The following is a 25,339-nucleotide window of genomic DNA, read 5'->3' on the forward strand; positions in this document are numbered from 1 at the left end:
TCGGCGGTTTTATTCGCTTTTTCCATACACGAACTTTCACCAATTCGAGAGCAGGGTCGATACTGTTACGACGCCGCTGCACACTCTGATAAATCGAAATGTGTCAGATACCTCAATCGGATTGGACCCAAGCATGAAGCAAGACGTTTTCGGACAGATGAACACCTTGACGCAGCCGGCGAGTGTCGACGCGTGGAATGGCGTTCTTCTTGGGTTCATGGCCCATGCTGCGGTCACACCTCAGCATTTGGGCAAGGTTCTCGAGCTTGAGCCGGATTTTGCACTGGGTCACGCGGTTAAAGGGTTATTCATGGTTCTGCTTGGCCGCCGCGAAATGCTGCCCGTTGCGGTCGAAGCGTTGTCGGCGGCCCAATGCGCAGCGGAACGTCAACCTGTTACTGAGCGCGAACAACTTTACATGGAAGCCTTGAAACTGTGTTTAGACGGGCAACATGTGCAAGCCGTCCAAAAGTTCGAAGCAATCCTGCGCAACCACCGCGAAGATACGCTGGCCATGAAGCTCAGCCACGCGATCCGCTTTGTTCTGGGCGACTCGCACGGAATGAGACGGTCGATTGAACGGGTTATGCCCGCTTATGCGCCCGATCATGCAGGGCGCGGTTATCTGCTGGGCTGCCATGCCTTTGCTCTGGAAGAAACAGGGGCTTACGAAAAAGCCGAAATTGCTGGACGCCAAGCCTTATGGATGGTGTCGGACGACGCCTGGGGGTTGCATGCGGTGGCGCATGTCCATGACATGACCGGCAACGCGGCTTTGGGACTAAATTGGCTGGCTGGACGTGAAGATGCATGGGCCCACTGCAACAACTTTCGCTATCACGTCTGGTGGCACAAAGCCTTGATGCACTTAGACTTGGGACAGGTCGATGAGGTGATTGATCTTTATGATCAACAGATTCGCCAGGACAAGACAGATGACTATCGCGACATCTCTAACGCCACTTCACTGCTTTCGCGCCTAGAGCTTGAGGGTGTGAACGTCGGAAACCGCTGGGAGGAGTTGGCCGACCTGAGTGCCACAAGAACAGAAGATGGCTGCCTGATATTTGCGGACTTGCATTACCTGTTAGCTCTGACCGGCGACAACCGAGAGGACGCGACAGCCAAAATTTTGCACCGCATCCACAAAGACGCAAGCACGGCAGAAGATGACGTTACCGGCCGAATGGCTGATCCGGGCGTAGGTGCCGCCAAGGGGCTTGAAGCATTTGGCGACGGGCAGTACGGAGCGGCCTTCGAATACCTGAGTGCCGTACGCGGATCAATGCAACGGGCTGGTGGGAGCCACGCGCAACGTGACATTTTTGAACGGATTACAATCGATTCCGGCCTGCGTGCAGGACGTCTGGACGACGCAGAACGAATTTTAGATGACCGACGTATGAAACGAGCAGGCGGCGAGGACAATTATGCACTTGCACGTCGCGAATTGATTGAAGCCGCCCGCAATAACGGCGACGTCCAAAGCGTCCCGGCAGAATGACAAAGTAGACTAAGAAGGACAGAAAACGTATGGCGACCGTTTCGCCCGCTTCTGATTTCGCGCAGGTTTCGGTTTCGGCCGCGACCCCTGCTAGAACGCGCGATCCAAGGCTGGATTTTTATCGTGGAATCGCGATGTTCATTATCCTGATCGCACATATTCCTAACGACCCTTGGGCCAGATGGATTCCTGCCCGATTTGGTTATTCCGATGCGACTGAAATATTTGTTTTCTGTTCGGGCATGGCCTCGGCTATTGCATTTGGCGGAGCGTTCATGCGCAAAGGGTGGTTGCTGGGCACCGCGCGCGTCGCGTTTCGCATCTGGCAGGTTTACTGGGCTCACATCTGTCTGTTTTTCTTTGTTGCCATGTCTATGGCTGCACTGGATCAATCCGGACTGTTTGAAAAGTTTTATGTGTCATCGCTAAACCTGCAGCATTTTTTTAATGACCCGATGCCCCAGATGGTTGGATTGTTCACTCTGACATATGTCCCGAACTATTTTGACATTTTGCCAATGTACCTGGTCGTCCTTGCCATGATGCCTTTGTTCATGGGGCTTTATCGAATTGGTTTTTGGGCCGTAGCCTTAACTTCCGCCACAGTATGGTTGGTGGCGCAATTTGGTGTTCTTGCTTTACCCGCTGAGCCTTGGTCGGATCGCCAATGGTTTTTCAACCCGTTCGGCTGGCAGTTGCTGTTCTTCACCGGTTTTGCCTTTATGCGAGGTTGGATACCCGCACCTCCGGTCTCGAAGACGCTGATTTGGGCATCGGTGGCATTTCTGATCTTGTCGATGCCATTCGGTTCCTGGAAAGTCTTTATGTGGATCGACGGCATCGCCCCTGGTGTGGCGGATAGCATTCGCGATGTTTGGCCGCTAACTAAAGAATTACGCAACAAGACAGACTTTGGCTTGTTCCGCTATATCCATTTCCTTTCATTGGCCTATCTGGGTTGGGTTGCTGCAGGTGAACATGGGCACCGCCTGATCGCCACTGGGCACAGTGCAGGTGCGCGCATCTGGCAATGGCTTATGGCCGTGATCTCCAAGGTCGGGCAGCAATCTCTCGCCGTCTTTGTGTTTTCCATGGCTGCAGCTCGACTTATAGGCGTCGGCTTGGATCAGACTGGGCGGGATGTTGCCAGCGTATTCGCCGCCAACTTGATTGGCTTTGCCATGATCATCGGCGTGGCCTATCTGGCCGCGTGGTTCAAATCACACCCATGGAAATCGAAAAAATGAATTTCACACGTCGCGCATTTCTGGCTTCTAGTACTGCTCTGGCCATGGCTCCGTCAGCGTTCGCCACAGGAGGCGAAGTGCCCTTTGACCGAAGAGATGTCATTGCATTGGCTCGTGATCTGGCTAGTCGCCCTTATGCCGAACGCGAGATGGTCCCGCAAGAGTGGCAGGATCTGACTTATCAACAATACCGTTCAATCCGGTTTCGCCTTGATCGCGCGCTTTGGTACGAGACAGAGACCCCGTTTAACGTCGATTTCTTCACACCGGGCCTCTACTTCCCACGCACCGTAAAGGTCTTGACTGTAGAACGCGGCATGGCTTCCCCGGTTGCATTCGATTTGGACATGTTCGACAAGTCCAAAGATGTGCCGCAATTGCCTGTCGATGACACCCTGGGATTCTCCGGCCTACGCCTGCGCACGGAAATGCACCGCCCCGGCAAGACCGATGAATTCTGTGTATTTCAGGGCGCTAGCTATTTCCGAGCCATTGGCTTGAACGAAGTCTATGGCCTGTCGGCTCGGGGTTTAGCCCTGAAAACAGGAGATCCAGACGGCGAGGAATTTCCTGAATTCATTCGTTTCTGGCTGGAGCGTCCCGAACCCGGGCAGCGAGAGATGGTTGTCCACGCACTATTGGATAGTCCAAGCGTAACCGGAGCATATCGTTTCAAAGTCTCCGCTGGTTCTGATTGTGTTATGGATGTCGAGGCGACACTTTTCCCACGCGAGGAACTGCCCCATGTTGGAATCGCCCCAGGCACATCTATGTTCCTGTTCGATCAGACCAATCACAGCCTGTTCGACGATTTTCGCCCCGCAGTACACGACAGTGACGGCCTGCTTATCCGGAATGGTGCTGGGGAAGTGATTTGGAGGCCTTTGGCCAATCCGGCGCGCCTGCAGATTTCTTCGTTCGTAGATCAAAACCCGCTGGGGTTCGGTCTATTGCAAAGAAAAAGGAAATTTTCGGACTATGCCGACCTAGAGGCGCTGTATCACAAGCGACCCAGCTTGTGGGTGGAACCCAAAGGTGATTGGGGCAAGGGTTCCGTAACATTGGTTGAAATCCCTGCGGATCAAGAGATTTATGACAACATCGTAGCCTATTGGCGCCCTGCCCAGCCCTATGCAGCCGGATCACAGGTCGATCTTTCCTACATGCTGGTCTGGGGGCAAGAACCTCAGCGCACCGCAATGCCCCGAGTCATCAACACGGCGATGGGTGAAAACACCTTTGGCGACGGGCGTCTTGCCGTAATCGATTTTGAGGCCAGCGACCTGTTTGAAGACCTCAGTGCGGTCTCGATCTTTGCCAACTCACCCCATGCCAAAACCTCTGACGGGGTACTGCAACGCAACCCAGACACAGGCGGTGTTCGGCTTGCATTCTCGTTCGAACCTGGCGATCGGGACCACGTAGAATTACGTGCGCAGCTACTGGTCGGCAAACAGCCTGCATCCGAAGTCTGGCTGTACAGATGGACTGCATGAATCGCGATTTGCAGATAATGCCGCCAGAAGCACCTCTGGCGATGCCAGCGCAGAATTTCGGCGCTGATTTTCGGGATTCTCACGTTCCTTACGCACCAAATAATCAATTGATAGGGTTTTGGCGGGCTCTCGCCTTTTCGCCAGCAATGGCGGCGACCCTGGCCCTTTTGTGGGTAATGTCCGATTGGTTCGCTGCCGAAGGGATAAACCTGATCGAAGGCATCTTGCTTGCATTGATATCGTTCAACTTCTTTTGGATTTCCTTCACCGTATGCACGGTTTTGCTCGGCATGATTTCCTTGTCGCGACTGGAAATAACTAAACGCGAAGGCCGCCCTGAACCGCTGCGCGTAGCTCTTTTAATGCCGATTTATAATGAGGTTCCTTGGTTTGTCCTGGGCAATGCCCGAACCATGTTGGAAGAGTTGCGCGAACGCAGCGGGCAGCATCACTTTGCGATGTTTATTCTGTCGGACACCCGAGACCCCGAAATCGCGGCACAGGAACAGGCTAGTATCGAAGCACTGCGCACGAGATTGGCGCCTGGGCTAGAACTTTATTACCGTCGGCGCGAACAAAACACCGACCGCAAGGTTGGCAACATTGGCGACTGGGTAAGCCGTTGGGGTGCAGATTGGGATGCAATGCTGGTTTTGGATGCGGACAGCCTGATGACTGGTCGCGCCATTATGCGCTTGACTGACTCATTGGCTCGAGACACCGGCGCTGGTCTGATCCAGAGCTATCCACAGCTGATCGGAGCGCAATCAGTCTTTGCTCGCATGCAGCAATTTGCCAACGGGGTCTACGGCATAGCATTTGCTGAAGGTTTGGCCCGTTGGTGCGGACAAGAAGGCAATTATTGGGGCCACAATGCGATCATACGAACAAAGGCGTTCGCGAATTGCGCCGGCCTGCCAAAGATAAGATCGATCAATGGCCAGGAAAAGCTGATTATGAGCCACGATTTTGTCGAGGCTGGATTGCTGCGGCGCGCAGGTTGGGGCGTTCGGTTTCTACCGCGTATTCGCGGCTCATATGAAGAAACGCCCCCTACCCTTATCGACCATGCAATGCGTGATCGTCGTTGGTGCCAGGGCAATCTGCAGCACCTAAAGCTGCTGGGCTCGACCGGGTTTCGCGTGGTGTCACGCTTCCATATGTTCCACGGAGCCGTTGGCTACCTGATGTCCCCGCTCTGGTTCGCTCTGTTGGTCATGTGGGCCGTTATCGGTCAAGGCAAGGATGCGTCAGTTCTTCATTACTTCAGTCCTGACAACCCATTATTTCCCCAATGGCCCGAGATGTCTGAAACACGCCACGTTCTGATCATTCTCGTGATGTACGGCATGCTTCTTGCGCCCAAAATCCTCGGTGTCCTCGCTTTGCCATTAAGCGGGGTGCGATACACCGAATTCGGCAGTGGGGTACGATTTGCCGTTTCTTTCGCTTCCGAAGTCGTACTGTCAATCCTTTACGCCCCGATCCTTATGGTGCAGCAAATGATCGCTGTTTTTCGGACAGTTTTGGGCATTCAGCGTGGTTGGTCACCGCAGATCCGCGACGGCGGTTCTTACAGCCTGCGGACTCTCGCGTTCTGCCATGCATTGGAGACAATCAGCGGTTTGTTCTTAGCCGCAGGAATCGTGGCCGGCCTTGTGTCGGTTTGGTTGGCGCCAATTGCGATAAGCTTGGCGATGGCCATTCCGCTATCTGCGTTCAGCGGTGTTTCCGTGGGCGCCGCCCGCCACATGGTAGGAACACGCGAAGATTTCAAAGAGCCCGCTATTACGCGATCTGCCCGTCAGCACAGAAACGAACTCAAGCGCCTAATCGAAGGAAAACAAACGTTAAACCCGGCTGAATAATCAGCTTCCGGGTAAATCTTCGTACCAATCCAACACCATGTCGGCCCATCCCTGAGGTACATTATGACCGCCGGGGAAAAGAGCAAACTCTAACGCGGCACCATCGGCGCAACCATTCCATTTTCGGAGCATGAACTGGTCAGTTGTTCCAAACCCGCTTGGCTTTGTATCCGCGCATTCGTTGGCCTCGCGCCAGATTTCCAGGCCCACAAAAATATCACCCTGATGGAAGCGGCCTCCGCCCAATATGCGCCCCTCTAATGGAACTACGTTGTCGGTCCAACCATGGGTGTGAAACAATCGCACAGGACCATTGCACTCTTCGGGATGCGGACGCCAAAACCCGCCTGAGACGGGAACATAGGCCGAAAACGTTCCGGGTGCATGGCAAGCCAGGTAATTGACCATGAACCCACCCGCAGAAAATCCGCCCAACAAGACCCGAGTGGTGTCTATTCCGAAACGGTCAGCGGCATCCTGAACCACTTCGGTTAAAAATGCTGTTTCGTCGCGCCCTTCCCAACCGGGAAAAAAATTCCAGCTCTGCCGTCCATTGCGCATTGCACCTTCCGGAGCCATCACCGCATAGCCCCTTTCTAAGAGGGGTTCGACCATGCCCCGATTTTTCATCGTTCCAGTGCCTGTTCCTCCATATCCGTGCAAAAAAACTAATAACGGCGGACTTTCCGCGTCTGGCAGTTCGATCTGATACCCGCCATTTGCGGTCTCACACATCCCTTTTTCTGCGTCGCACGCGGCATTCGCAGAATGTGCCGACAAAGCAATACAAGCCACCAAAAATGGTTTTACTGCCATCAAACATTTTCCTCGTAATTTTTGACCGGCAATCCAGCGCGGACCCATCCTGGCCCGGCAGCAGACCCCAACATGCCCTCGGGCACGTCGATAATCCTGACGAAACCAGCTTCGGTCAGTTCGTTGCTGAGTCGTGCAGAGCGAACCCCGCGTGCACAAATTAGTGCTACAGGTTTGTTTTGATCACCCTCCAAAAGATCGGTCAGTACTTGGGAAAAATCTTCGCGCCGCATATCTAGCGGATACGCGCCCTCGCCGATTCCGGTCGACCGCCACTCCTTTGGTGTCCGAATGTCTAACAACAAAATGTCACCGGATACGGCCCGTTCGTGGGCGTCCGCGACCGCGAGTTGTTCTCCCGGATAATCTTGCGGGGTAAGACGGTATTCGCGAATTGCAATGCCACCGGCAATTGCCGCACCGGTTCCCAGAATAACCCATCGTCGCGTCCGTTTTGTCAATTGCTTCACGCAATAACCTCCTGTCTCGACAAAACGAACTCTACCATATCGCGTTTCCATTTGCCGTCAGAGATTTGCGTCAGACGCATCAAGTTCCCGTCAGAAAAATTTCCTTGTACGCTGCACTGAAGCCTTGCCTTAGAACGCAATGAAAAATTTGCAATATCTGGACAGTCATAAAATTATCCGTACTAATTTGGACCAGACTGACCGCTCAGACCGGAGTATCGCAATTGTCCCTATTCCTTATCGCGGCCCTTCCATTTCTTGGAGCTGTCTTTCCCGCTTTGCTGATCCGCGCGGGACGCAACGCGGCAGCCTCCGCAGCAGGCTTGACGACTTTTTTGGCCTTAATGGGACTTTTGATCCACATTCCAAGCGTTATGCGGGGTGAAATTGTCACGGCCCGGTTCGACTGGATACCGGGGCTGGGTCTCAACGCAAACTTCATGCTGGACGGTTTAGGTTTCCTGTTTGCTTTGTTGATACTTGGTATCGGGCTGCTGATTATTTTGTATGCGCGGTTTTACCTGTCGCGCGAAGACCCGATGGGGCAGTTCTACACTTATCTGCTGCTTTTCCAGGGTGCTATGGTCGGGATCGTTCTTTCCGATAACATCCTTCTTCTGCTTATTTTCTGGGAGCTTACATCGCTAAGTTCATTCCTGCTGATCGGATATTGGAAGCACCTGCCCGAGGGTCGACAGGGTGCTCGGATGGCATTGGCCGTCACAGGTTCAGGTGGTCTCGCGATGATTGCTGGTATGTTGATACTAGGTAACATTGTGGGCTCTTACGACCTCAGCGTTATTTTGCAGAACAAAGAACTCGTTCAGTCCTCGCCCTATTACCTTCCGGCACTGATCCTTATCCTTTTAGGTTGTTTTACCAAATCGGCACAGTTTCCGTTTCATTTTTGGCTTCCGCACGCCATGGCCGCGCCAACCCCCGTTTCGGCCTATCTGCACTCTGCCACTATGGTGAAGGCTGGCCTGTTTTTGATGGCGAGGATGTGGCCAGTACTGGCTGGGACCGATGCTTGGTTTTACATCGTTGCGACAACAGGTCTGGTAACTATGCTGATCGGGGCGGTCATTGCACTGTTCAAGGATGACTTGAAGGCGCTGTTGGCGTTCTCGACCGTTTCGCATTTGGGGCTGGTCACAATGCTGCTGGGTTTCGGCACCAAATTTGCAGCTGTAGCAGCCGTGTTTCACATAATAAACCACGCGACCTTCAAGGCTGCACTTTTTATGACCGCCGGGATAGTCGATCACGAAACCGGAACGCGCGATATTAAACGTTTGGGTGGATTGCGCCACCTTATGCCAATCACGTTTACAATCGGAACAATCGCGGCACTTTCCATGGCGGGTTTGCCGCCATTGAACGGCTTCCTTTCAAAAGAAATGATGCTTGAGGAAACGGTCCACACAACGTGGCTGAACTCTCACTACCTTGTGCCAGGGCTTGCCCTTTTAGCCGCCTTGTTTTCCGCTGCGTACTCATTCCGGTTCGTCGGTCATGTTTTCTTGGGACCAGAAAGGGACGATTATCCGCATCACCCTCATGACCCTCCGGCCGGATTATGGCTAGCGCCTGCGTTTCTTGTGGTTCTGGTTGTTCTCATCGGACTGTACTCCAACGCCATTGTCGGACCTCTGGTTGCAGTTGTCTCCAGTGCGGTTATTGGCGGAGAAAAACTACCTTATTACTCGCTGAAGCTTTGGCATGGTTTTACCCCGGCACTTTACATGTCGATTGTCGCGGTTCTTGGCGGTCTTTTCCTGTTGTCGCTCTACCGCCGAGCAGACCATCTGTGGAACGTACTACCCCGCCCAGAAGCCAAGACCATCTTTGACGCGGTCATACTCGCGCTGACAAAGCTAAGCCGATGGATCACAGACGAACTGCACAATGGTGTTTTAAGCCGCTACGCGGTCATCTTTGTGATCTTTACTGTTGGGCTTGGAATTTACGCATATTCCAGTGGAACGATCGGAGTTGAGACGCGTGTTCCTCTGCCTGCGCAAACCATTCCAATTATTGGTTGGATTTGCCTTGTTGGTGCAACGCTGGCGATTATGTGGTTCCACCGCAACCGGCTGCTATCGCTGGTTCTTATCGGTGTTGTCGGTCTAATCGTGTCAATGGCGTTTAACTATCTTTCGGCACCAGATTTGGCGCTGACCCAGATCTCGGTCGAAGTTGTCACGATGATCCTGCTGTTGCTGTCGCTGAACTTTCTACCTACCGAAACACCATGGGACAGTACGGCGCCGCGCCGTTGGCGAGATGCCGTAATCTCAGTAGTGGCCGGAATTGGCGCGGGTGGGTTGATCTATGCCCTGATGATGCGCGATTTCGCCTTTCCGACAATTTCGGAGTTCCATTTGTCGAACTCTTACAAAGGCGGCGGGGGCACCAATGTGGTTAACGTGATTTTGGTAGATTTCCGGGGTTTTGATACATTTGGCGAAATCATCGTACTGGGTATCGCCGCCCTCATCATTTTTGCGCTCACCGAAGCTGTTCTGAGCACCAACGTGCGCGCCTACCTTTTGAACCGCAAACCGCATTGGCCGCAATCCGGGGACTCACACCCGCTGATGATGGTTGTTGCAACCAGGGTAATGATGCCGATTGCCTTGATGGTAGGTGCCTACATCTTTTTCCGCGGCCACAATCAGCCCGGCGGAGGTTTTATCGCCGGCCTGATCGTGGCGATCGCATTCCTGATGCAATACATGGCCAGCGGCTATACCTGGGCTATAGAGCGCCAAAGGTTCTATTATCACGGAACTATCGGTTGGGGTGTTCTCATTGCTGCTGCCACCGGTCTGGGGGCATGGTTCAATGAACGTCCGTTCCTGACCAGCGACTTTGGTTATATCCACTGGCCACCTCTTGAAGAGTTCGAATGGGCCACCGCAATCTTGTTCGATACCGGTGTTTTCCTGGCAGTTCTTGGTGCCGTTATGTTGGCGCTGGACAGCCTGTCCCGATTTGCGTGGCAACCGGGCATGGCCCAAGAATTTCCGATGGATATCAACCCGCTGCGGGATGATCCGCCGGAAGATGAAAATGAAAAGGAGCAGGCCTGATGGAAGCGCTTGTAGCCTCTGCCGTTGGCGTCATGACTGCCGCTGGTATTTTCCTGATCCTTCGTCGCAGGACTTTTCCGGTTATTCTAGGCCTCTCCCTCATTACGTATGCTGTCAACGTATTCCTGTTCGCTACCGGCAGGCTGGCACTCAATGCGCCAGCGGTTTTAAACAAGTACAAAGATGTCCCGTACACCGATCCACTGCCCCAGGCGCTTGTGCTTACAGCAATCGTGATATCCTTTGGAATGACGGCCGTTATCGTGATGATCGCGTTAAGTGCCTATTTGTCATCAAAAGATGACCACATCGACATGACGGCGCAGGACGTTGTGGATGCGCCGGGAGATGACGCATGAACCACTGGATCGTTGCGCCGATCGTCCTCCCCGCGATCCTGGCCCCATTTATAATTATGGTCCTGCGCTACCACCTTGATCTCCAACGTATATTTTCCGTAGCTGGGGTTGTGGGACTGCTGGGAATCGCGTTGACCATCACGGCCCAGGCAAGTGGCGATGTAATTCAAGTCTACGAGCTGGGAAATTGGCCCGCACCTTTTGGTATTGTCTTAGTATTGGACCGTATGTCCGCCATGATGGTCCTGCTGACAGCACTGCTGGCCCTGCCGATCGTCTTATATGCAATAGCGTCGGGTTGGGATGATAGGGGAAAACACTTCCACTCGCTGTTCCAGTTTCAGCTGATGGGCGTATGCGGTGCTTTCCTGACCGGAGACGCATTCAACCTATTTGTCTTTTTCGAAGTGCTTCTGATCGCATCTTACGGGTTGATGACACATGGCGGCGGCGCGATCCGACTAAAGGCGGGAGTGCAATATGTAGCTTATAACCTGTTGGGTTCGACCCTGTTTCTGTTTGCTCTGGGCACGATATACGCAGTGACGGGAACCCTGAACATGGCGGACCTTGCGGTGCGCGTAGCTGAAATTCCGCCTGAAGATACCGCGCTTTTGCGGGTTGGTGCAGTCCTGTTACTGTTGGTGTTCTGTATCAAGGCCGCTGTTCTGCCACTGCATTTCTGGCTTCCTTCCAGCTATGCAAACGCGCCCTTACCAGTCGCGGCTCTTTTTGCGATTATGACCAAAGTCGGCGCATATTCTATCCTTCGGGTGTATACTCTCGTGTTTGGGCCAGAGCTCCCTGTTTCGGAGGGGTTAGCTGGAGAATGGTTGGTGCCAGCAGCGTTGTTGACGCTGGCCGTCGGCACAATCGGTATACTTGGATCACAGCATATTGCACGCATGGTTGCTTTTTGTGCCATCGCGTCGATGGGAACCCTTTTGATCGCCATATCGCTGTTTAATGAGGCCGCAACCGCTGCGGCGCTTTATTACGTCTTCCACTCGACACTGGCGACCGCCTTGTTGTTCCTTGTCGCCGATTTGGTGATGCAACGCCAGACCGGTGCGATCAGACCCGTGGCACCAATGCCGCAAGGCGGGTTGATTGCGGCGCTGTTTTTTGTGGGCGCCATCGCTATGGCCGGAATGCCGCCATTGTCCGGTTTCATTGGCAAGTTGCTGGTGCTTGATGCCACGCGCGATGCTTCCAACACCCATGCTGTATGGGCCGTGATCCTAATCGGATCCTTCGTGACGATTGTGGGCCTCGCCAGAGCCGGGTCATTGATTTTCTGGAAAAGCCATGACGCCCAACACAACACTGAGGCCGACCCAGAAAATCAGGAAGAAATTCCGCATCCGCCTGCACCCGAACCTATGCCCGGTTTGACTTTTTCAGCCGTTTTTGGACTAGTTATAGGGCTTGTCCTGTTGACCCTTTTTGCGGGTCCTGCGCTTCAATACGCCAGCAACACGGCTGAGCAATTGTTCACGCCCGAAAACTACATTTCGGCTGTATTGGGAGGAGAACAGTGATGAAACTGCTCCGCCGTATATTCCCCCACCCTCACCTGACATTTCTTTTGACGTTGGTTTGGATCCTTTTGGCGAACAAACCTTCGCTGAACTCGCTGGTTTTTGGTTTGATCCTCGGAATTATTATTCCATTCATTACGCAACCCTATTGGCCGGACAGACCGAAACTGCGTAACTGGCCGATGGTGGTAGAGTACATGCTGGTCGTTCTTTGGGATATTGTCATTGCCAACATCACTGTTGCCCGCATCATACTTTTCAAACGCAATGCTGACCGACAACCTAACTGGGTGTCTATCCCGTTGGAATTGCGAACGCCCGAGGCAATCACTGTACTGGCTGGAACAATTACAATGACGCCCGGCACTGTCAGTTGCGACCTGTCGGCACAAGGTCACAACCTTTTGGTTCATTGTCTTGATAGCCCCGACCCGAATGCGGTTCGTGATCAAATCAAACAACGCTACGAACGCCGCCTAAAGGAGATTTTCGAATGATCACCTATGCGACTTACTTTGCTTTTTCTTGTTTTGGCGCGGCGATCATTTTGTGCCTTTGGCGGATCATCAGCGCCGAGGGTGTTGGCACCCGCGTTCTGGCGCTCGACACTATGGTAATCAATACGATCGCCTTGATAATCCTTTATGGACTCAGGTTGGGCACAGAAATATTTTTCGAGGCTGCCATGATAATCGCAATGCTTGGTTTCGTTTCTACAGTGGCCTACGCGCGGTTTATGCTGCGCGGCAACATTATCGAGTGAGGCTATGATGCAGCTCCTGTTCGAAATCCTCATCTCATTTTTCTTAATCGTTTCAGGTATCTTTGGCTTTGTCGGGTCGTTTGGAATGATAAAACTGAAAGACCCAATGTCCCGTCTGCACGCGCCAACCAAGGCGACAACTCTGGGCGTCGGCGGCGTATTGCTTGCATCTATTTTTCACTCAGGTTTGATCGAAGGACAGCTGTCTTTACACGAGTTGCTTATTACCCTGTTTTTGTTCCTTACGGCTCCGATCACGGCCCTGTTTATTGCCAAGTGGCATATACACAGGCATGAAAAGCCCGTCGATCTGCCGGATGCGGGCGAGGATGAACTGTGGGCAACTCATGCGGTTGAACAGGTCGAAGACGTGCCCGAGCACAGCGCGAAGTAACTCCAATGCACACTCCTCCGCTGCCTTTGACCCGTGATTTGGTCTTGATTGGCGGAGGCCATACTCACGCCTTGTTTCTGCGAAAGTGGGGTATGAACCCGTTGCCCGGTGTTCGGGTAACAGTAATAAATCCTGGTCCGACTGCACCTTATTCAGGGATGCTGCCTGGGTTCGTAGCCGGCCATTACGATAGGGCCGAGCTGGATATAGACCTAATTCAACTGGCCAGATTTGCCGGTGCTCGCGTTGTGTTAGGGGCTGTGGACGGCATAGACACCGATGAGCGACTGGTTCACGTTCCAGACCGGCCGCCGATAGCATTTGATGTGGCTTCGGTAAATGTCGGGATAACTTCGGAAATGCCGGAATTACCCGGTTTCGCCGATTACGCTGTTCCGGCCAAACCGCTTGGCCAAATTGCCGCAAATTGGGGTAAGTATTTGGGAGGTGATGGCCCCGCTTCCGTCGCCGTTATTGGCGGTGGCGTTGCCGGGGTCGAGCTGGCCATGGCCATGGCCCATGCGCTGAGCGCCAAAGGACGAGAGTCGCGCGTCACATTGATAGATCATGCAAGCGTGCTGAATTCTACTGCCCCTAAAACCACTGCGACTATCCTTCAAAACATGAAAGGGCTTGGGATTGAAGTCGTCGAAAACGCGAAGATCGCAGAGGTTACAAAGCAAGGAATTAAGTTCGTGGATGGCCGAAGCATCCCAGCTGATTTTGTCACTGGAGCCGCAGGTGCTCGACCTTATGATTGGTTGGCCCGAACTGGACTAGCGCTGGATAGCGGATACATCCGCGTCGACGCGCACCTTCAATCGAGTAACACCGCGATTTTCGCGGCTGGCGATTGTGCCCATTTAGCGCATAACCCTCGCCCCAAGGCTGGCGTTTACGCGGTACGAGAGGCTCCGGTTCTATATAACAACTTACGGGCGGCTCTTGGTTCAGGACGAATGCGTTGTTATAGACCGCAAAGAGACTACCTCAAGTTGATTTCACTTGGCGGCAAGTCAGCGCTGGGCGAACGGTTTGGCACGTCTTTTAGTGGTCCGTTGATGTGGGTTTGGAAAAACCACATCGATCAGAGTTTTATGAACCGGTTCCGAGATTTACCCCAAATGAAGGCTTTGGCCCTTCCAAGGCAACGCGCTGCCGGTCTACGTGAGGCGTTGGGTGACAAACCTATGTGCGGCGGTTGCGGCGCCAAGGTTGGGCGAAATGCTTTGCGGACCTCACTTCGGAACCTGCCACCGCCTAAACGAGAGGACATAACACCCCTGCCCGGCGACGATGCAGCGTTACTGACGACAGGAGGGGTTCACCAAGTCATGACCTCGGATCATCTGCGCGGCTTCGTTCTTGATCCCGTCCTGATGACGCGTATAGCTGCTGTCCATGCTCTGGGTGACATATGGGCTATGGGGGCCGCACCACAGGCTGCGACTGCAACGATTATCCTTCCGCGAATGTCGCCTGATCTGCAGCGCCGCACAATGTCCGAGATTATGGAAACTGCTACCGACGTTATTCGTAACGCAGGGGCAGAAATTGTGGGCGGTCACAGCTCATTGGGTGACGAGATGACAATCGGATTCACCCTAACCGGACTGTGCGACAAAAAGCCGATTACCTTATCTGGGGCACAACCCAATGACGTTTTGATCCTGACCAAACCGTTGGGAAGTGGTGTTCTGATGGCTGCTGAAATGGCGGGTAAGGCCAAAGGTACCTGGATGGAGGAAGCCTACGGATTGATGGCGCAACCACAGGGTGCCGCGTCTGCCATTCTGACCCAAGCAAGTGCTATGACCGATGTAACCGGGTTTGGCCTGGCTGGGCACCTGCAGGGAATTTGCGCTGCCGCTAGCTGTGGCGCCACGATAATCCTTGAATCCGTGCCGTTTATGGCCGGTGCCGCTGAACTCAGTGAACAAGGCATAAGGTCGACAATATTTCCAGAAAACAGGTTGATCGCGCCCGAGCTGCCCGGAGGTAGTAATGCGGATATCTTGTTCGATCCGCAAACCGCAGGCGGATTGCTAGCTGCGGTAAAGGCTGTTGAGGCAGAAGCATTGTTGGACCAGTTGCTGCGGGCTGGGTTTACGGCCGCGATTATCGGGCACCTTAACAGCGCCCCCGGCCTGCGGCTTCAGAGTTGAACAAGAACTTCTTGAACCCGGCTTGCAGCCGTGGCTAGCCCATTGTTATCCAGTGTGGCCAATTCGATCTTTGCAATTATTTCCGCACGCTGACAGCGGCGTGACTTGGCATATGCCAAGTCATAATGCTGCTCCATCAAAGCGCGGGTCAAAGCGTGTTTGTCATTGGACTCGATCATTGCAAGCCAACTGTCTACAACCGAATGACCACGATGGAAGCGCAATGGCGACAACCGATCTCGCAGGCGCTCATGGTCCGAAAGTATATCATCGTAGGTTTTGACCAGATAAGTAGTGCGCAACTCAATAGGGGCCGAAACCAAAATACGCGGTGCGTTGCACAATGCGGTCCAAAATGTTGGGGGCAACAACAAATTGCCAATTTTAGAAGATTCTGCCTCGACCACGACAGGTCGATTTTTGTCCATTTCACACAATTTCTTAGCCAGAGCAGATTCAAAGGCCTTTTGGGTTGGTTGCCCACCCGGTCTTTCACCCAATAGAGATCCGCGATGGTTGGCCAGCCCTTCGAGGTCCAGAACTTGTATTCCAAGCGTCTGTAACAATTGCAGGAGTTCTGTTTTGGCGGTCCCTGTATTTCCGTCCAATGCCACGATCCTAAGGGGTAATGGGTCTTGGTATAGGTACTTATTTACAAGGCGTCGGTAGCTTCGATAGCCACCTTCAATGACTTCGGCGCGCCATCCAATCTGCTGCAACATCCATGAAAATGAACCGGAACGTTGCCCGCCCCGCCAGCAATAAACAAGTGGTTTCCATCCACCTGCGTGATGACTGAGGCTATTTTCGATGTGAGCTGCCGCGTTACGGAAGACCATCGCTGCACCGACCTTGCGCGCCAGAAACGGGTTTTGCTGCACATAGATCGTTCCTACCGCGGCCCGTTCTTCGTTATCAAGAACCGGAAGATTGATAGCCTCTGGCAGGTGGTCTTCGGCAAATTCCGCAGGGCTGCGCACGTCGATGACGGCATCGAATGAATGCATATAGAGTTGCGACAGGTCAGAAAACTTCAAGGCCATATCAATCCTCTATCCGGCCAAGGACGAGAAGGAAAGTTGCAGTTAGTCACCTTGGACAGGTTCTATCAATCCCGGTCCCGAAGCACGGTTGGAATTTACTGCGCGTCCGACACGATGGAATTCCAGAATTTCCTCTGCACCCGGACACATAAGTTTTGCAGCTCCTTTCCCGGCCTCCCCCAACCAGAGCGCCCAATCCTCGGGCTCTAGTATCAAAGGCATCCGGTGGTGAATATTGCCGAGTTTTTTGTTCGCCGCGGTCGTAACGATCGCACAGGTTCTCTGCCGTGCGGTTTCAGGCCCCCAATCCTGCCAAACGCCGGCAAAAGCGATGGCCCCGCTGTCGTGGCGGTGGATGTACCATGGTAACCTTTGACCATCCTCGGATTTAGTCCATTCGTAAAAACCCGTCGCAACAACCAGGCATCGCCTTTCGCGGCAAGCAGCGCGAAAGGCGGGTTTGTCGGCCAAGGTCTCAGCCCGGGCATTGATCAACAATGGCCCAGCAGTTTCTGTTTTGTACCAATGCGGCAGAAACCCCCATCGTAGCGCATCCAGACGACGCGCGCCGTCCGATGAACGCACCACGTGCACCAAGTTCGTTGGACACACATTGAAATTGGGAACATGCGGCAAATCGTTGGCCGGACGTGCGGCGAACAGCTGAGCCATCGCATCGTTCGGAAGTGTTATTGCAAATCTTCCACACATGTTAATGATTTGATAACCATTCTTGTCAGCACGTACGCGGAAAATGCGCCCTATGGCACAACAAACAGCGAAATCCCTAAAGAGCAAAGCGTTAAGTGATCTTAAGTCCGGGAAATTTCCACAGGCGGTGAAAAAGGCGCAGCTTGGTGCAAAGAAATTTCCTAATGATGTGGATTACCACGCAATAGCGGGATTTGCCCTGACACAAATGGAACGTTATCGACAGTCGATTCCGCATTTCGTCGAAGCCGCGCGAATTAAGCCTGAAGACGCACAATTCGCTGAAAATCTGGCAAACGCCTTGATGCAGACGGGTCAAATTCCGCAAGCGCTGACTTACGCGGAAAAGAAGCTCAGGCAATTCCCAAACAATAGCGAGCTAACCAGGGTCATTGACGAGATCGGCATGAAAGGAACCAATAGTCGGCAGATCATCGACTATACGACTCAGCGTTTGACTGCTGAACCTGAAAACCCGGTGTTATACCTGAACCGGGGTCGCGCTTACGGACGCGTCGGTTTTTTAGCACAAAGTTCTGCTGATTATGCTCGCGCATACAAGCTTGCCCCCGACAATACCGAAATCGCCTGTCAAATGGCAATCGATCTGCGTCATTCGGGCGATATCCACGGCAGCACGAAAATGCTCCACGATGTTTTGCAGTCAGATAGCCAGCATGCAAAGACCCTGCATCAATTGGCGACGATGGCCGATCGAGACGAAGCGCAAGAACTGCTGAACAATGTTGAAACGGCCATCGCCGCGCAGCCACACACCGATGTAGACTTGGAGTTCGCCAAGGCCCATTTGATATCCCGTATGGATAGTCTGGCTGCGGCAATGCCCCAGTTCGCGCGCGCCAATACCGCTCAGCATCAGGTAAACCCCTACGACCCCGCCGCAGAAGAAGATCAGCTGAACCGCATTCGCAACCTATTCCCAATCGACAATACGCTCCCTGAATCGGATGAAACTTCGACCCCGATGCCCGTATTTGTAGTCGGGCAACCTCGCTCGGGTACTACGCTGATGGAAATGATGCTAAGCGTAGTAAATGAAGTTTTCGGCTGCGGCGAGCTGTCTCTGGCTGGGGATTTGTCCCGACCTTTTATTGATGATCAAAAGTCCTTTAATGAACAGGACGCGAAAGCTTTTGCGCGGGATTACTGCAACTTGATGCCGCCACTACCAGATGGCGCAACTGCGTTCATCGACAAGATGCCACACAACTATCAACTTCTTGGTTTCTTGGCGGCCGCCTTTCCAAACGCCAAATTTATCAATATCTTACGCGATCCCCGTGACGTTGGGCTGTCCAAATGGACACGACGATTTCCGGCACTCGGCATGAGATATTCCTCGAACCTAGGGGCGATTGCGCATTCGGCCAACTTGTATCGCCAATATATGAATCATTGGGATCGGATTTTCGGTGAACGCATCATGGCGATTTCCTACGAAAACCTCGTTGGCAATCCCGAAGCTTACAGCCGTAAAGTGGCTGCCTTTTGCGGAATAGGCTGGACCGAACGCATGATCCACCCAGAAGAAAACACTAAACAGGTTCGAACGGCCAGCGCCGATCAGGTTCGCAGAGCAATTACGACCCGGTCCATTGGTGGTTGGCGCAAAGTCGAAGATCACTTGAAGCCCATGCTGGATGATTTGGACCGTTCACTCTGGCCAGAATACGATTTGAATTGAAATGAAAAAAGGCCGCCCGTGACAGGCGGCCTTAAAAGGTTGAGCCAACTTACTTCTGTTTTATACGTCCATCCAAATAAGGCTGATATGGCGCGTTTTCGGCTAGGTATTCAGCTGTTACGTCGGCAAGGTCGGGGCCAAAATCATAGGCGTTTTTGTCGTCGCCCTCGAACATTTTGTAGCCGTCGCCGCCATTGCGAACGTAATTATTCGTGACAACCAGATAAGTCGCCTCCGGGTCAATCGGCTCAAAGCCATCTCCTTTGGCCACCAATACCTCGACAATTCGGCCTTCGTTTGGGGCAACTGCGGGATCCCAAGTAAAAGTCATTCCAGCGACCTGAGGGAAGCGGCCTTTGACTTCTTCGACTTGGCTAACACCGTTTTCAAGTGCGTCGATTACGCCCTGACCACTTATTTCAAACGTCGAAAGAGTGTTTTGGAATGGCAGCACAGTCAGCACCTCACCCATAGTCACGTCGCCCGGATCGATCGACGCCCGCAAACCACCTGAGTTGGCGATCGCCAGTTGCACGCCCTGATCGGCCACGCGTGCCAACATCGCGTCTGCCACTAGGTTGCCCATCTCGCATTCCTGAACGCGACAGATCGCACGGTCACCTTCAATGGCGGCCGCCGAATTTGCCACAACCTTGTTTCGGATTTCCTCCAGCGGTTTTGCCAGCTCTGCAATTCGGTCTAGCGCCGCCTGATCCTCTGTCACGGTGTTGTCCATGATCAGAGGCTCACCGCTTGCTTCGATGACGTTTCCATCGTCGTCGAAGGTCACATTAAGCTCGCCCAGGAACTTGCCGTATGCGTAGGCTTGGACAATTTGAACACCGTTCACAACGGTGGGGTAAGGGCCAACAGCCTTATCGGATACGTTAGACAGGTAAGTGTTCGAATGTCCGCCCACAATCACATCGACACCAGTCGTCTCTTGCGCGACGCGCTGGTCAACTCCGTAGCCGGAATGACTTAGAACGATGATCTTATTTACGCCCTCAGCAGTCAGTTTTTCGACTTCGGCTTGAACGGCGGGCACAGGATCAGAAAAAGTGATATTCGGACCGGGCGAGGCCAGATCGTGCGTATCTTCGGGGGTAAGGCCAACCAAACCAATCTTTTCACCGCCAATTTCAATAACGGTCGATTTCTTTATTTTGTCCGTTAGCAGCTCTTCATCCTTAATGTCCGCGTTCGACATCAATACTGGAAAATCTACTGAATCGATGAACCCGCGAAGAACTTCGGGCCCGTCGTCGAATTCGTGATTGCCAACCGTCATCGCGTCGTAACCAAGTTTGTTCATGAACTCGGCTGCAACCTTTCCCTTGTAATATGTGTAGAACAACGAACCTTGAAATTGGTCGCCGCCATCCACAAGAATAGAGTTGTCGGCACGATCGCGCGCTTCTTTCACCGCAGTCACCAAACGTGCCGAGCCGCCAAAGCATTTGCCCTCGGCGTTGTCTTCCTCTCCGCAGCCACTGTCATATTTGTTGATCGGCTCGAAACGAGCATGAAAGTCATTGGTGTGCAGAATCGTCAGTTTATAATCTGCTGCCGCCACCCCTGCGGTTAGACCGAAAACTGCGGCTGTAGCCAGAAATCTGGTAAGCATTGAGAAACTCCCTGTTATTGATTGCCAAGATCGTGCGACGTCAGCGGTAAAGAGTCAAAGGGGGAAATCCGTCTTGATTCCGCGCTTTGACCCGGGCATCACAGGGCCATGCTTATTTACAAGATTTTTAGGGCTGAAGAATGGGCAAAGCTGCAGGCGGATGGAGCGACCGACGGCGCACCGATTGATGTCTCGGACGGATATGTCCATTTCTCGACCGCCGAGCAGGCCGCTGAAACCGCAGCTAAGCATTTCTCGGGGGTCGAGGGATTAACGCTGTTAGCCTGCGATCCAGATTCCATGGGCAGCGATCTGAAGTGGGAACCGTCACGTGGCGGGGCGCTGTTTCCGCATCTATACCGCCAGATTCGAATGACCGATGTGATATGGTCGCGTCCCCTGCCACTTGAAGGCCAGGCGCATGTGTTTCCAGAGGAAATGAAATGACGGGTTTCGTTGATCCTGAGCGCAAACAATTCGAAGCATTCAAAGCACTCGATCGCGATCATCCAATCGAGATGCTGAACCTTGTTCGTTTTCGGGCCAATGCAGTTTATCCCAAAGGTCATACGCTTGCTGATGCGAGGCTGACCGGGGCCGAGGCATATCATCGCTATGGTTTAGAAACCGCTCCGATTATCGCGCGATTGGGGGCGACAATCCTGTGGCGAGGAACTTTTCAGACAACGTTAATAGGCCCAGGCAACGAGTCTTGGGATGAGGTTTTCATTGCCCGTTACCCTACAGCACACGTCTTTCTGCAGATGGTAACTGACCCAGACTATCAAAAAGCGGTAGTGCACAGGCAAGCTGCCGTGGATACTTCGCGGTTGATCCGCTGCGCGCCCAGTCAGAGTGGAACTTCGTTCGGATGAAACTGACCGAGAAACTTGGGCTTTCCGCGCTGCATTTGTTGGATCCGGAAACGGCCCATGGGCTATCCATCAAGGCGTTAAAATCCGGACTGGCGCCTGTGCCCGGCCCGGTTACGTCTCCGCGCCTTTGCACACGGGTTGCGGGCTTGGACCTTCCCAACCCAGTGGGTCTGGCCGCCGGATTTGACAAAAATGCCGAGGCATTAGGCCCACTTTCGCGCGTGGGATTCGGATTTATCGAGGTCGGGGCAGCCACTCCCCGCCCCCAACCAGGCAACCCCAAACCGCGTCTTTTCCGGTTGACCGAGGATGCGGCGGCCATCAATCGATTTGGCTTCAACAACGAGGGGATGGAGATCATATCGCAGCGTTTGGCCAACCGTCCGTCAGATGCCGTGATCGGTTTGAACCTAGGCGCAAACAAGGATAGCGATGACAGGCCCGCAGACTTTTCCAAAGTGCTGTTGCATTGCGCAAAACATCTTGATTTCGCTACAGTAAACGTGTCTTCGCCTAACACAGAGAAACTGCGCGACCTGCAAGGCAAAGCCGCACTCAGCGCCTTGCTGAATAACGTAATAGAAACGCGTGACGAACTGCCTCGCGCCTTGCCGATATTTCTGAAAATTGCACCAGACCTTACCGATAACGAGCTGCAAGACATCGCGGACGTTGCCCAGGAAACCGGTGTAGACGCAGTGATCGCCACCAACACCACCCTGTCGCGAGACGGGTTGCAAAGTGCACACAAACATCAGGCCGGCGGCCTGTCAGGCGCACCTTTGTTCGAAAAATCCACCCGCGTCCTGGCTAGACTAAGTGAACTGACTGAGGGGAATATCCCTCTGATCGGCGTCGGCGGCATCAGCACTGCACAACAAGCCTACGACAAAATATGTGCGGGCGCGTCGGCTGTGCAGTTCTACACTGCGATGGTATTCGGCGGAATTTCACTGGCTGCAGAAATTGCGATCGGCCTGGATAAGTTGTTGGAACGTGACGGCTTTGAAAACGTGGAGTATGCGGTTGGAACAAAAAGAAAGGATTGGCTTTGATCGAATATTGGCACAACCCGCGCTGCTCTAAGTCACGCATCGGATTGGCATTGTTGGAGGAGAAAGGCGCAGTCCTCAACATTCGTAAATATCTCGAAGATACGCCGACCGAAGACGAGTTGCGAGATGTTCAAGAAAAACTCGACCTACCTGTCATCAGAATGGTCCGCACCGGTGAAAGACTGTTTAAAGAGGTCGGGCTAGCTAAAACTACGACGGATGCAGAGCTGATCCGAGCCATGGTTGACAACCCAATCTTGATCGAACGCCCAGTAGGAATTTCCGGAGATACAGCAGTCATCGGACGCCCTCCTGAAAACTTGCTGGCTCTGCTTTAGCCGATCTGCGCCTCAAGCCGCGGATAGCGCCAGCCCAATGTAACACCGCGCACAATGTTCAGAACCATAAGTGCCGCCCAAAGGCCATGGTTTCCAAATGCCGGAACCAAGATCGCCAAGGCAATCACATAAACGGAAACCGATTGGATCATAGCGTTTCGCATCTCGCGCGTCCAAGTCGCGCCGATGTAAATGCCATCGAACATCCAACTGGCCACACCGATGATCGGTGCAAGGGCCGCCCAAAACAGAAATTCGCGACCCGTTTCACGTACTTCTGGAGATGTCGCCATAAGATCGATCAGGGCAGGCCCGGCCAGAAAGAACACCAGCCCCAAGACAACCGCGCCACCCAAACCCCACTGAGAAGCCATCATTGACGCCTGTCGGACGCGTGCGCGATCACCTGCGCCAACCGCTCCACCAACCAACGCCTCAGCAGAAAAAGCGAAGCCGTCCAATGCAAACGCTGTGATTTCAAGAAATTGAAGCAGAACTTGATTTGCGGCGAGATTCACGTCTCCCAGATCAGACCCAACGAACAAAAACGTAGTGAATGCACCGGTCAACAACACCGATCGCACCATTATGTCTCCATTGACTTGCATCATGCGGCGCAGGCGTGAGGCGTCAAATATACGCGGCCAATCTCGCCATTGGTTACCGCCGAAAGCGTCACCGCAAAGCCAAAGCCCGAGGGCCAGCCCTGTCCATTCCGCAATCAGGGTGGCAACTGCGACCCCTTCAACACCCCAACCCAATCCAAGGACGAACCAAAGGTCCAAAAGAATGTTCAGACCATTCATCCAGACTTGCAGTAAGAACACGCCCCGAGTCCGCTCAATGGCGATCAACCATCCGGTAATTGCATACAGCGCGATAGTTGCCGGCGCCCCCCAGATTCGTATCTGCAAGTAATCACGGGTCAGTATCTCCACCTCTGGGCTGGCCGGAGATAAGGCAAACGCGCCCAAAAACACCCAAACCTGAATGATGATAAAGAAAAAACCTGCAACTCCACCCAACAGAAGGCCGCGCATCAGCAAGGCTCCGGTTTCCGCAGTATCACCCGCGCCTCTGGCTTGCGCGGCCAGACCCGTCGTGCCCATGCGCAAAAAACCGAATATCCAGTATATCGACGCCAGGATTACTGCGCCCATACCCACGGCTCCGATCGGCGCGGCCTGCCCCATCTGTCCCACCACGCCTGTGTCAACCGCCCCTAGTATTGGAACCGTGGCGTTGGACAGAACAATCGGCGCCGCGATCTTTAACACCCGCCGATGCGTAATAGGCGCTGCTGCGTCCTCCATCACCGGGGCTGGGTCTCTGGGTCCTGCGGCATCAGGAAATGTCCTGTTCCCTGCGCAAACAACTTGGCATGGTTGTCCTGCCACGCCTCGACCCGGACCGATGCATATCTGCGCCCAGACCGATTGATAAAGGCCCGCGCATACGCATCGCGCGGTAAGCCCGAACGTAAGTAATCAACTGTGAAATCAATTGTTTTGGGAAACCGGATCCTCTCATCAGTCACAATGTCATTAGCGTCGATTTCACCAGTTTCGATTTTGGGAAACATGTTTTCCCAGCTCAGGGTGATTACAGCTGTCACCTCGAGAAATGCCGCTGTAACGCCGCCATGCAAGGCAGGCAAAAACGGATTTCCGATCAACTTCTCATCGTAATTCAAAATGCCGGTCAGTTCGTCCCCGCGCCGGTCAAAACCGATGTTGAGGAAACGAATATACGGCACGCCTTCGACCAGCGCCGTTAACGCGGCATCACGGCGTTGTTTGACCACTTGAATGGGTTCGGGACGAGGACGCGCCATTCACCGACCCTCCACGGTAAAGGCGCCCGATGCGGTAGCAACAGGTCGGTCAGCGTCATCGTCGGTTGCGGTTGCCCGCACAAAAGCAACGTTGCGGGTAATGTGATAGCAAGTTGCACGCGTCCGAATGCTCTGCCCCGGCGTCGCCGCGCGCATGTAGTCAATGCGCAAGTCAATCGTAGCCGTGCCACCCGGGGTCGATGGGTGGCTCATGACTGCTGCACCGCAACATGTATCCAGCATGGTCGAAACTGCCCCGCCATGAATGACACCTGTTCGCGGGTCTCCGATCAATTGTTCATTATAAGGCATGGAAATCTCAGCCTCGCCTTCGCCGATATGGGTTAAATCTAGGCCCAGCGCTTTGGCATGGGGAATGGCCTCGATAAATTGGCGCGCTAATTCTGTCTTATTGACCATAGTGTTGCGTCCC

24 protein-coding genes are annotated in these 25,339 nt (G+C 53.5%); 16 read left to right on the forward strand and 8 right to left on the reverse strand.

Annotated features, from left to right (window positions below; genetic code table 11):
* Positions 1–133 precede the first annotated feature (133 nt).
* The 4 genes from GOV45_RS00905 to mdoH are packed head-to-tail and all read left to right on the forward strand — an operon-like array spanning position 134 to position 6,115.
* Positions 134–1,504, forward strand: a complete 1,371-nt coding sequence (locus GOV45_RS00905; RefSeq protein ID WP_170472982.1) for a tetratricopeptide repeat protein — start codon at positions 134–136, stop codon at positions 1,502–1,504.
* 29 nt (positions 1,505–1,533) lie between these two features.
* Positions 1,534–2,751, forward strand: coding sequence for an OpgC family protein (locus GOV45_RS00910; RefSeq protein ID WP_170472984.1), 1,218 nt, complete (start codon positions 1,534–1,536; stop codon positions 2,749–2,751).
* Positions 2,748–4,247 carry a glucan biosynthesis protein gene (locus tag GOV45_RS00915; RefSeq protein WP_170475313.1) on the forward strand — a complete coding sequence of 500 codons (1,500 nt, stop codon included), beginning with the start codon at positions 2,748–2,750 and terminating at the stop codon, positions 4,245–4,247. The genes GOV45_RS00910 and GOV45_RS00915 overlap by 4 nt, the downstream gene beginning before the upstream one ends.
* Complete coding sequence (gene mdoH / locus GOV45_RS00920) at positions 4,244–6,115, forward strand: glucans biosynthesis glucosyltransferase MdoH (RefSeq protein ID WP_170472987.1); 1,872 nt, start codon at positions 4,244–4,246, stop codon at positions 6,113–6,115. Before GOV45_RS00915 ends, mdoH begins: the two co-directional genes overlap by 4 nt.
* Here mdoH and GOV45_RS00925 read toward each other — a convergent pair whose 3' ends face one another.
* Positions 6,116–6,931: an alpha/beta hydrolase family esterase gene (locus tag GOV45_RS00925; RefSeq protein ID WP_170472990.1), complete on the reverse strand. Its 816-nt coding sequence runs from the start codon at positions 6,929–6,931 to the stop codon at positions 6,116–6,118. It abuts the gene before it with no gap.
* The gene (locus GOV45_RS00930; protein WP_367648641.1) at positions 6,931–7,401 is read right to left on the reverse strand and encodes a rhodanese-like domain-containing protein; all 471 of its coding nucleotides are present in this window, start codon (positions 7,399–7,401) and stop codon (positions 6,931–6,933) included. The genes GOV45_RS00925 and GOV45_RS00930 overlap by 1 nt, the downstream gene beginning before the upstream one ends.
* Positions 7,402–7,625: 224 nt before the next feature.
* Between GOV45_RS00930 and GOV45_RS00935 the strand changes: the two genes are divergently transcribed.
* Genes GOV45_RS00935 through selD form a run of 7 tightly spaced genes read left to right on the forward strand, consistent with a single transcriptional unit; the run spans position 7,626 to position 15,718 of the window.
* Positions 7,626–10,496 carry a monovalent cation/H+ antiporter subunit A gene (locus tag GOV45_RS00935; RefSeq protein WP_170472995.1) on the forward strand — a complete coding sequence of 957 codons (2,871 nt, stop codon included), beginning with the start codon at positions 7,626–7,628 and terminating at the stop codon, positions 10,494–10,496.
* Entirely contained in the window at positions 10,496–10,855 is a 360-nt protein-coding gene (locus GOV45_RS00940; protein WP_170472998.1) for a Na+/H+ antiporter subunit C, read from the forward strand. Before GOV45_RS00935 ends, GOV45_RS00940 begins: the two co-directional genes overlap by 1 nt.
* Positions 10,852–12,396: a monovalent cation/H+ antiporter subunit D gene (locus tag GOV45_RS00945; protein ID WP_170473000.1), complete on the forward strand. Its 1,545-nt coding sequence runs from the start codon at positions 10,852–10,854 to the stop codon at positions 12,394–12,396. The genes GOV45_RS00940 and GOV45_RS00945 overlap by 4 nt, the downstream gene beginning before the upstream one ends.
* Positions 12,396–12,893 (forward strand): Na+/H+ antiporter subunit E, encoded by a 498-nt coding sequence (locus tag GOV45_RS00950; protein ID WP_170473002.1) that lies wholly within the window; start codon positions 12,396–12,398, stop codon positions 12,891–12,893. The genes GOV45_RS00945 and GOV45_RS00950 overlap by 1 nt, the downstream gene beginning before the upstream one ends.
* Entirely contained in the window at positions 12,890–13,159 is a 270-nt protein-coding gene (locus tag GOV45_RS00955; protein WP_170473003.1) for a K+/H+ antiporter subunit F, read from the forward strand. The genes GOV45_RS00950 and GOV45_RS00955 overlap by 4 nt, the downstream gene beginning before the upstream one ends.
* 7 nt (positions 13,160–13,166) lie before the next feature.
* A complete protein-coding gene (locus tag GOV45_RS00960; RefSeq protein ID WP_170473005.1) occupies positions 13,167–13,553 on the forward strand; it encodes a Na+/H+ antiporter subunit G in 387 nt (128 codons plus the stop codon).
* Between the two features lie 5 nt (positions 13,554–13,558).
* Positions 13,559–15,718 carry a selenide, water dikinase SelD gene (selD, locus tag GOV45_RS00965; RefSeq protein ID WP_170473006.1) on the forward strand — a complete coding sequence of 720 codons (2,160 nt, stop codon included), beginning with the start codon at positions 13,559–13,561 and terminating at the stop codon, positions 15,716–15,718.
* Here the strand turns inward: selD and mnmH are convergent.
* Together mnmH and GOV45_RS00975 are read right to left on the reverse strand one after the other, a co-directional pair.
* Positions 15,709–16,761, reverse strand: coding sequence for a tRNA 2-selenouridine(34) synthase MnmH (gene mnmH / locus GOV45_RS00970; RefSeq protein ID WP_170473008.1), 1,053 nt, complete (start codon positions 16,759–16,761; stop codon positions 15,709–15,711). The two genes, selD and mnmH, sit on opposite strands and share 10 nt — an antisense overlap.
* Before the next feature lie 42 nt (positions 16,762–16,803).
* The gene (locus GOV45_RS00975) at positions 16,804–17,472 is read right to left on the reverse strand and encodes an SOS response-associated peptidase (RefSeq protein ID WP_170473011.1); all 669 of its coding nucleotides are present in this window, start codon (positions 17,470–17,472) and stop codon (positions 16,804–16,806) included.
* Positions 17,473–17,524: 52 nt separating this feature from the next.
* On the opposite strand from GOV45_RS00975, the gene GOV45_RS00980 reads away from it, so the two are divergent.
* Positions 17,525–19,177, forward strand: coding sequence for a tetratricopeptide repeat-containing sulfotransferase family protein (locus GOV45_RS00980; protein WP_170473014.1), 1,653 nt, complete (start codon positions 17,525–17,527; stop codon positions 19,175–19,177).
* Positions 19,178–19,226: 49 nt separating this feature from the next.
* Here GOV45_RS00980 and GOV45_RS00985 read toward each other — a convergent pair whose 3' ends face one another.
* Positions 19,227–20,804, reverse strand: a complete 1,578-nt coding sequence (locus GOV45_RS00985; RefSeq protein WP_170473017.1) for a bifunctional metallophosphatase/5'-nucleotidase — start codon at positions 20,802–20,804, stop codon at positions 19,227–19,229.
* A gap of 108 nt (positions 20,805–20,912) precedes the next feature.
* On the opposite strand from GOV45_RS00985, the gene GOV45_RS00990 reads away from it, so the two are divergent.
* From GOV45_RS00990 to arsC, 4 genes are read left to right on the forward strand one after another with little or no spacing between them, the layout of a single operon-like run.
* Positions 20,913–21,251, forward strand: coding sequence for a DUF952 domain-containing protein (locus GOV45_RS00990; RefSeq protein WP_170473020.1), 339 nt, complete (start codon positions 20,913–20,915; stop codon positions 21,249–21,251).
* Positions 21,248–21,679, forward strand: coding sequence for a DUF1330 domain-containing protein (locus GOV45_RS00995; RefSeq protein ID WP_170473023.1), 432 nt, complete (start codon positions 21,248–21,250; stop codon positions 21,677–21,679). Before GOV45_RS00990 ends, GOV45_RS00995 begins: the two co-directional genes overlap by 4 nt.
* Entirely contained in the window at positions 21,676–22,734 is a 1,059-nt protein-coding gene (locus tag GOV45_RS01000) for a quinone-dependent dihydroorotate dehydrogenase (RefSeq protein ID WP_170473025.1), read from the forward strand. Before GOV45_RS00995 ends, GOV45_RS01000 begins: the two co-directional genes overlap by 4 nt.
* The gene (gene arsC / locus GOV45_RS01005; RefSeq protein ID WP_170475315.1) at positions 22,731–23,072 is read left to right on the forward strand and encodes an arsenate reductase (glutaredoxin); all 342 of its coding nucleotides are present in this window, start codon (positions 22,731–22,733) and stop codon (positions 23,070–23,072) included. The genes GOV45_RS01000 and arsC overlap by 4 nt, the downstream gene beginning before the upstream one ends.
* Here the strand turns inward: arsC and GOV45_RS01010 are convergent.
* Genes GOV45_RS01010 through GOV45_RS01020 form a run of 3 tightly spaced genes read right to left on the reverse strand, consistent with a single transcriptional unit; the run spans position 23,069 to position 25,326 of the window.
* The gene (locus tag GOV45_RS01010; protein WP_170473027.1) at positions 23,069–24,385 is read right to left on the reverse strand and encodes an MATE family efflux transporter; all 1,317 of its coding nucleotides are present in this window, start codon (positions 24,383–24,385) and stop codon (positions 23,069–23,071) included. The genes arsC and GOV45_RS01010 overlap by 4 nt on opposite strands.
* On the reverse strand, positions 24,385–24,906 hold the full coding sequence (locus tag GOV45_RS01015; protein WP_170473029.1) for a PaaI family thioesterase: 522 nt from the start codon (positions 24,904–24,906) through the stop codon (positions 24,385–24,387). Before GOV45_RS01015 ends, GOV45_RS01010 begins: the two co-directional genes overlap by 1 nt.
* Complete coding sequence (locus GOV45_RS01020; protein ID WP_170473031.1) at positions 24,907–25,326, reverse strand: PaaI family thioesterase; 420 nt, start codon at positions 25,324–25,326, stop codon at positions 24,907–24,909. It abuts the gene before it with no gap.
* Between the last annotated feature and the right edge of the window lie 13 nt (positions 25,327–25,339).

Origin of the sequence: Ruegeria arenilitoris (genome assembly GCF_013035425.1) — a bacterium.
Taxonomy (GTDB): Bacteria; Pseudomonadota; Alphaproteobacteria; order Rhodobacterales; family Rhodobacteraceae; genus Ruegeria; species Ruegeria arenilitoris_A.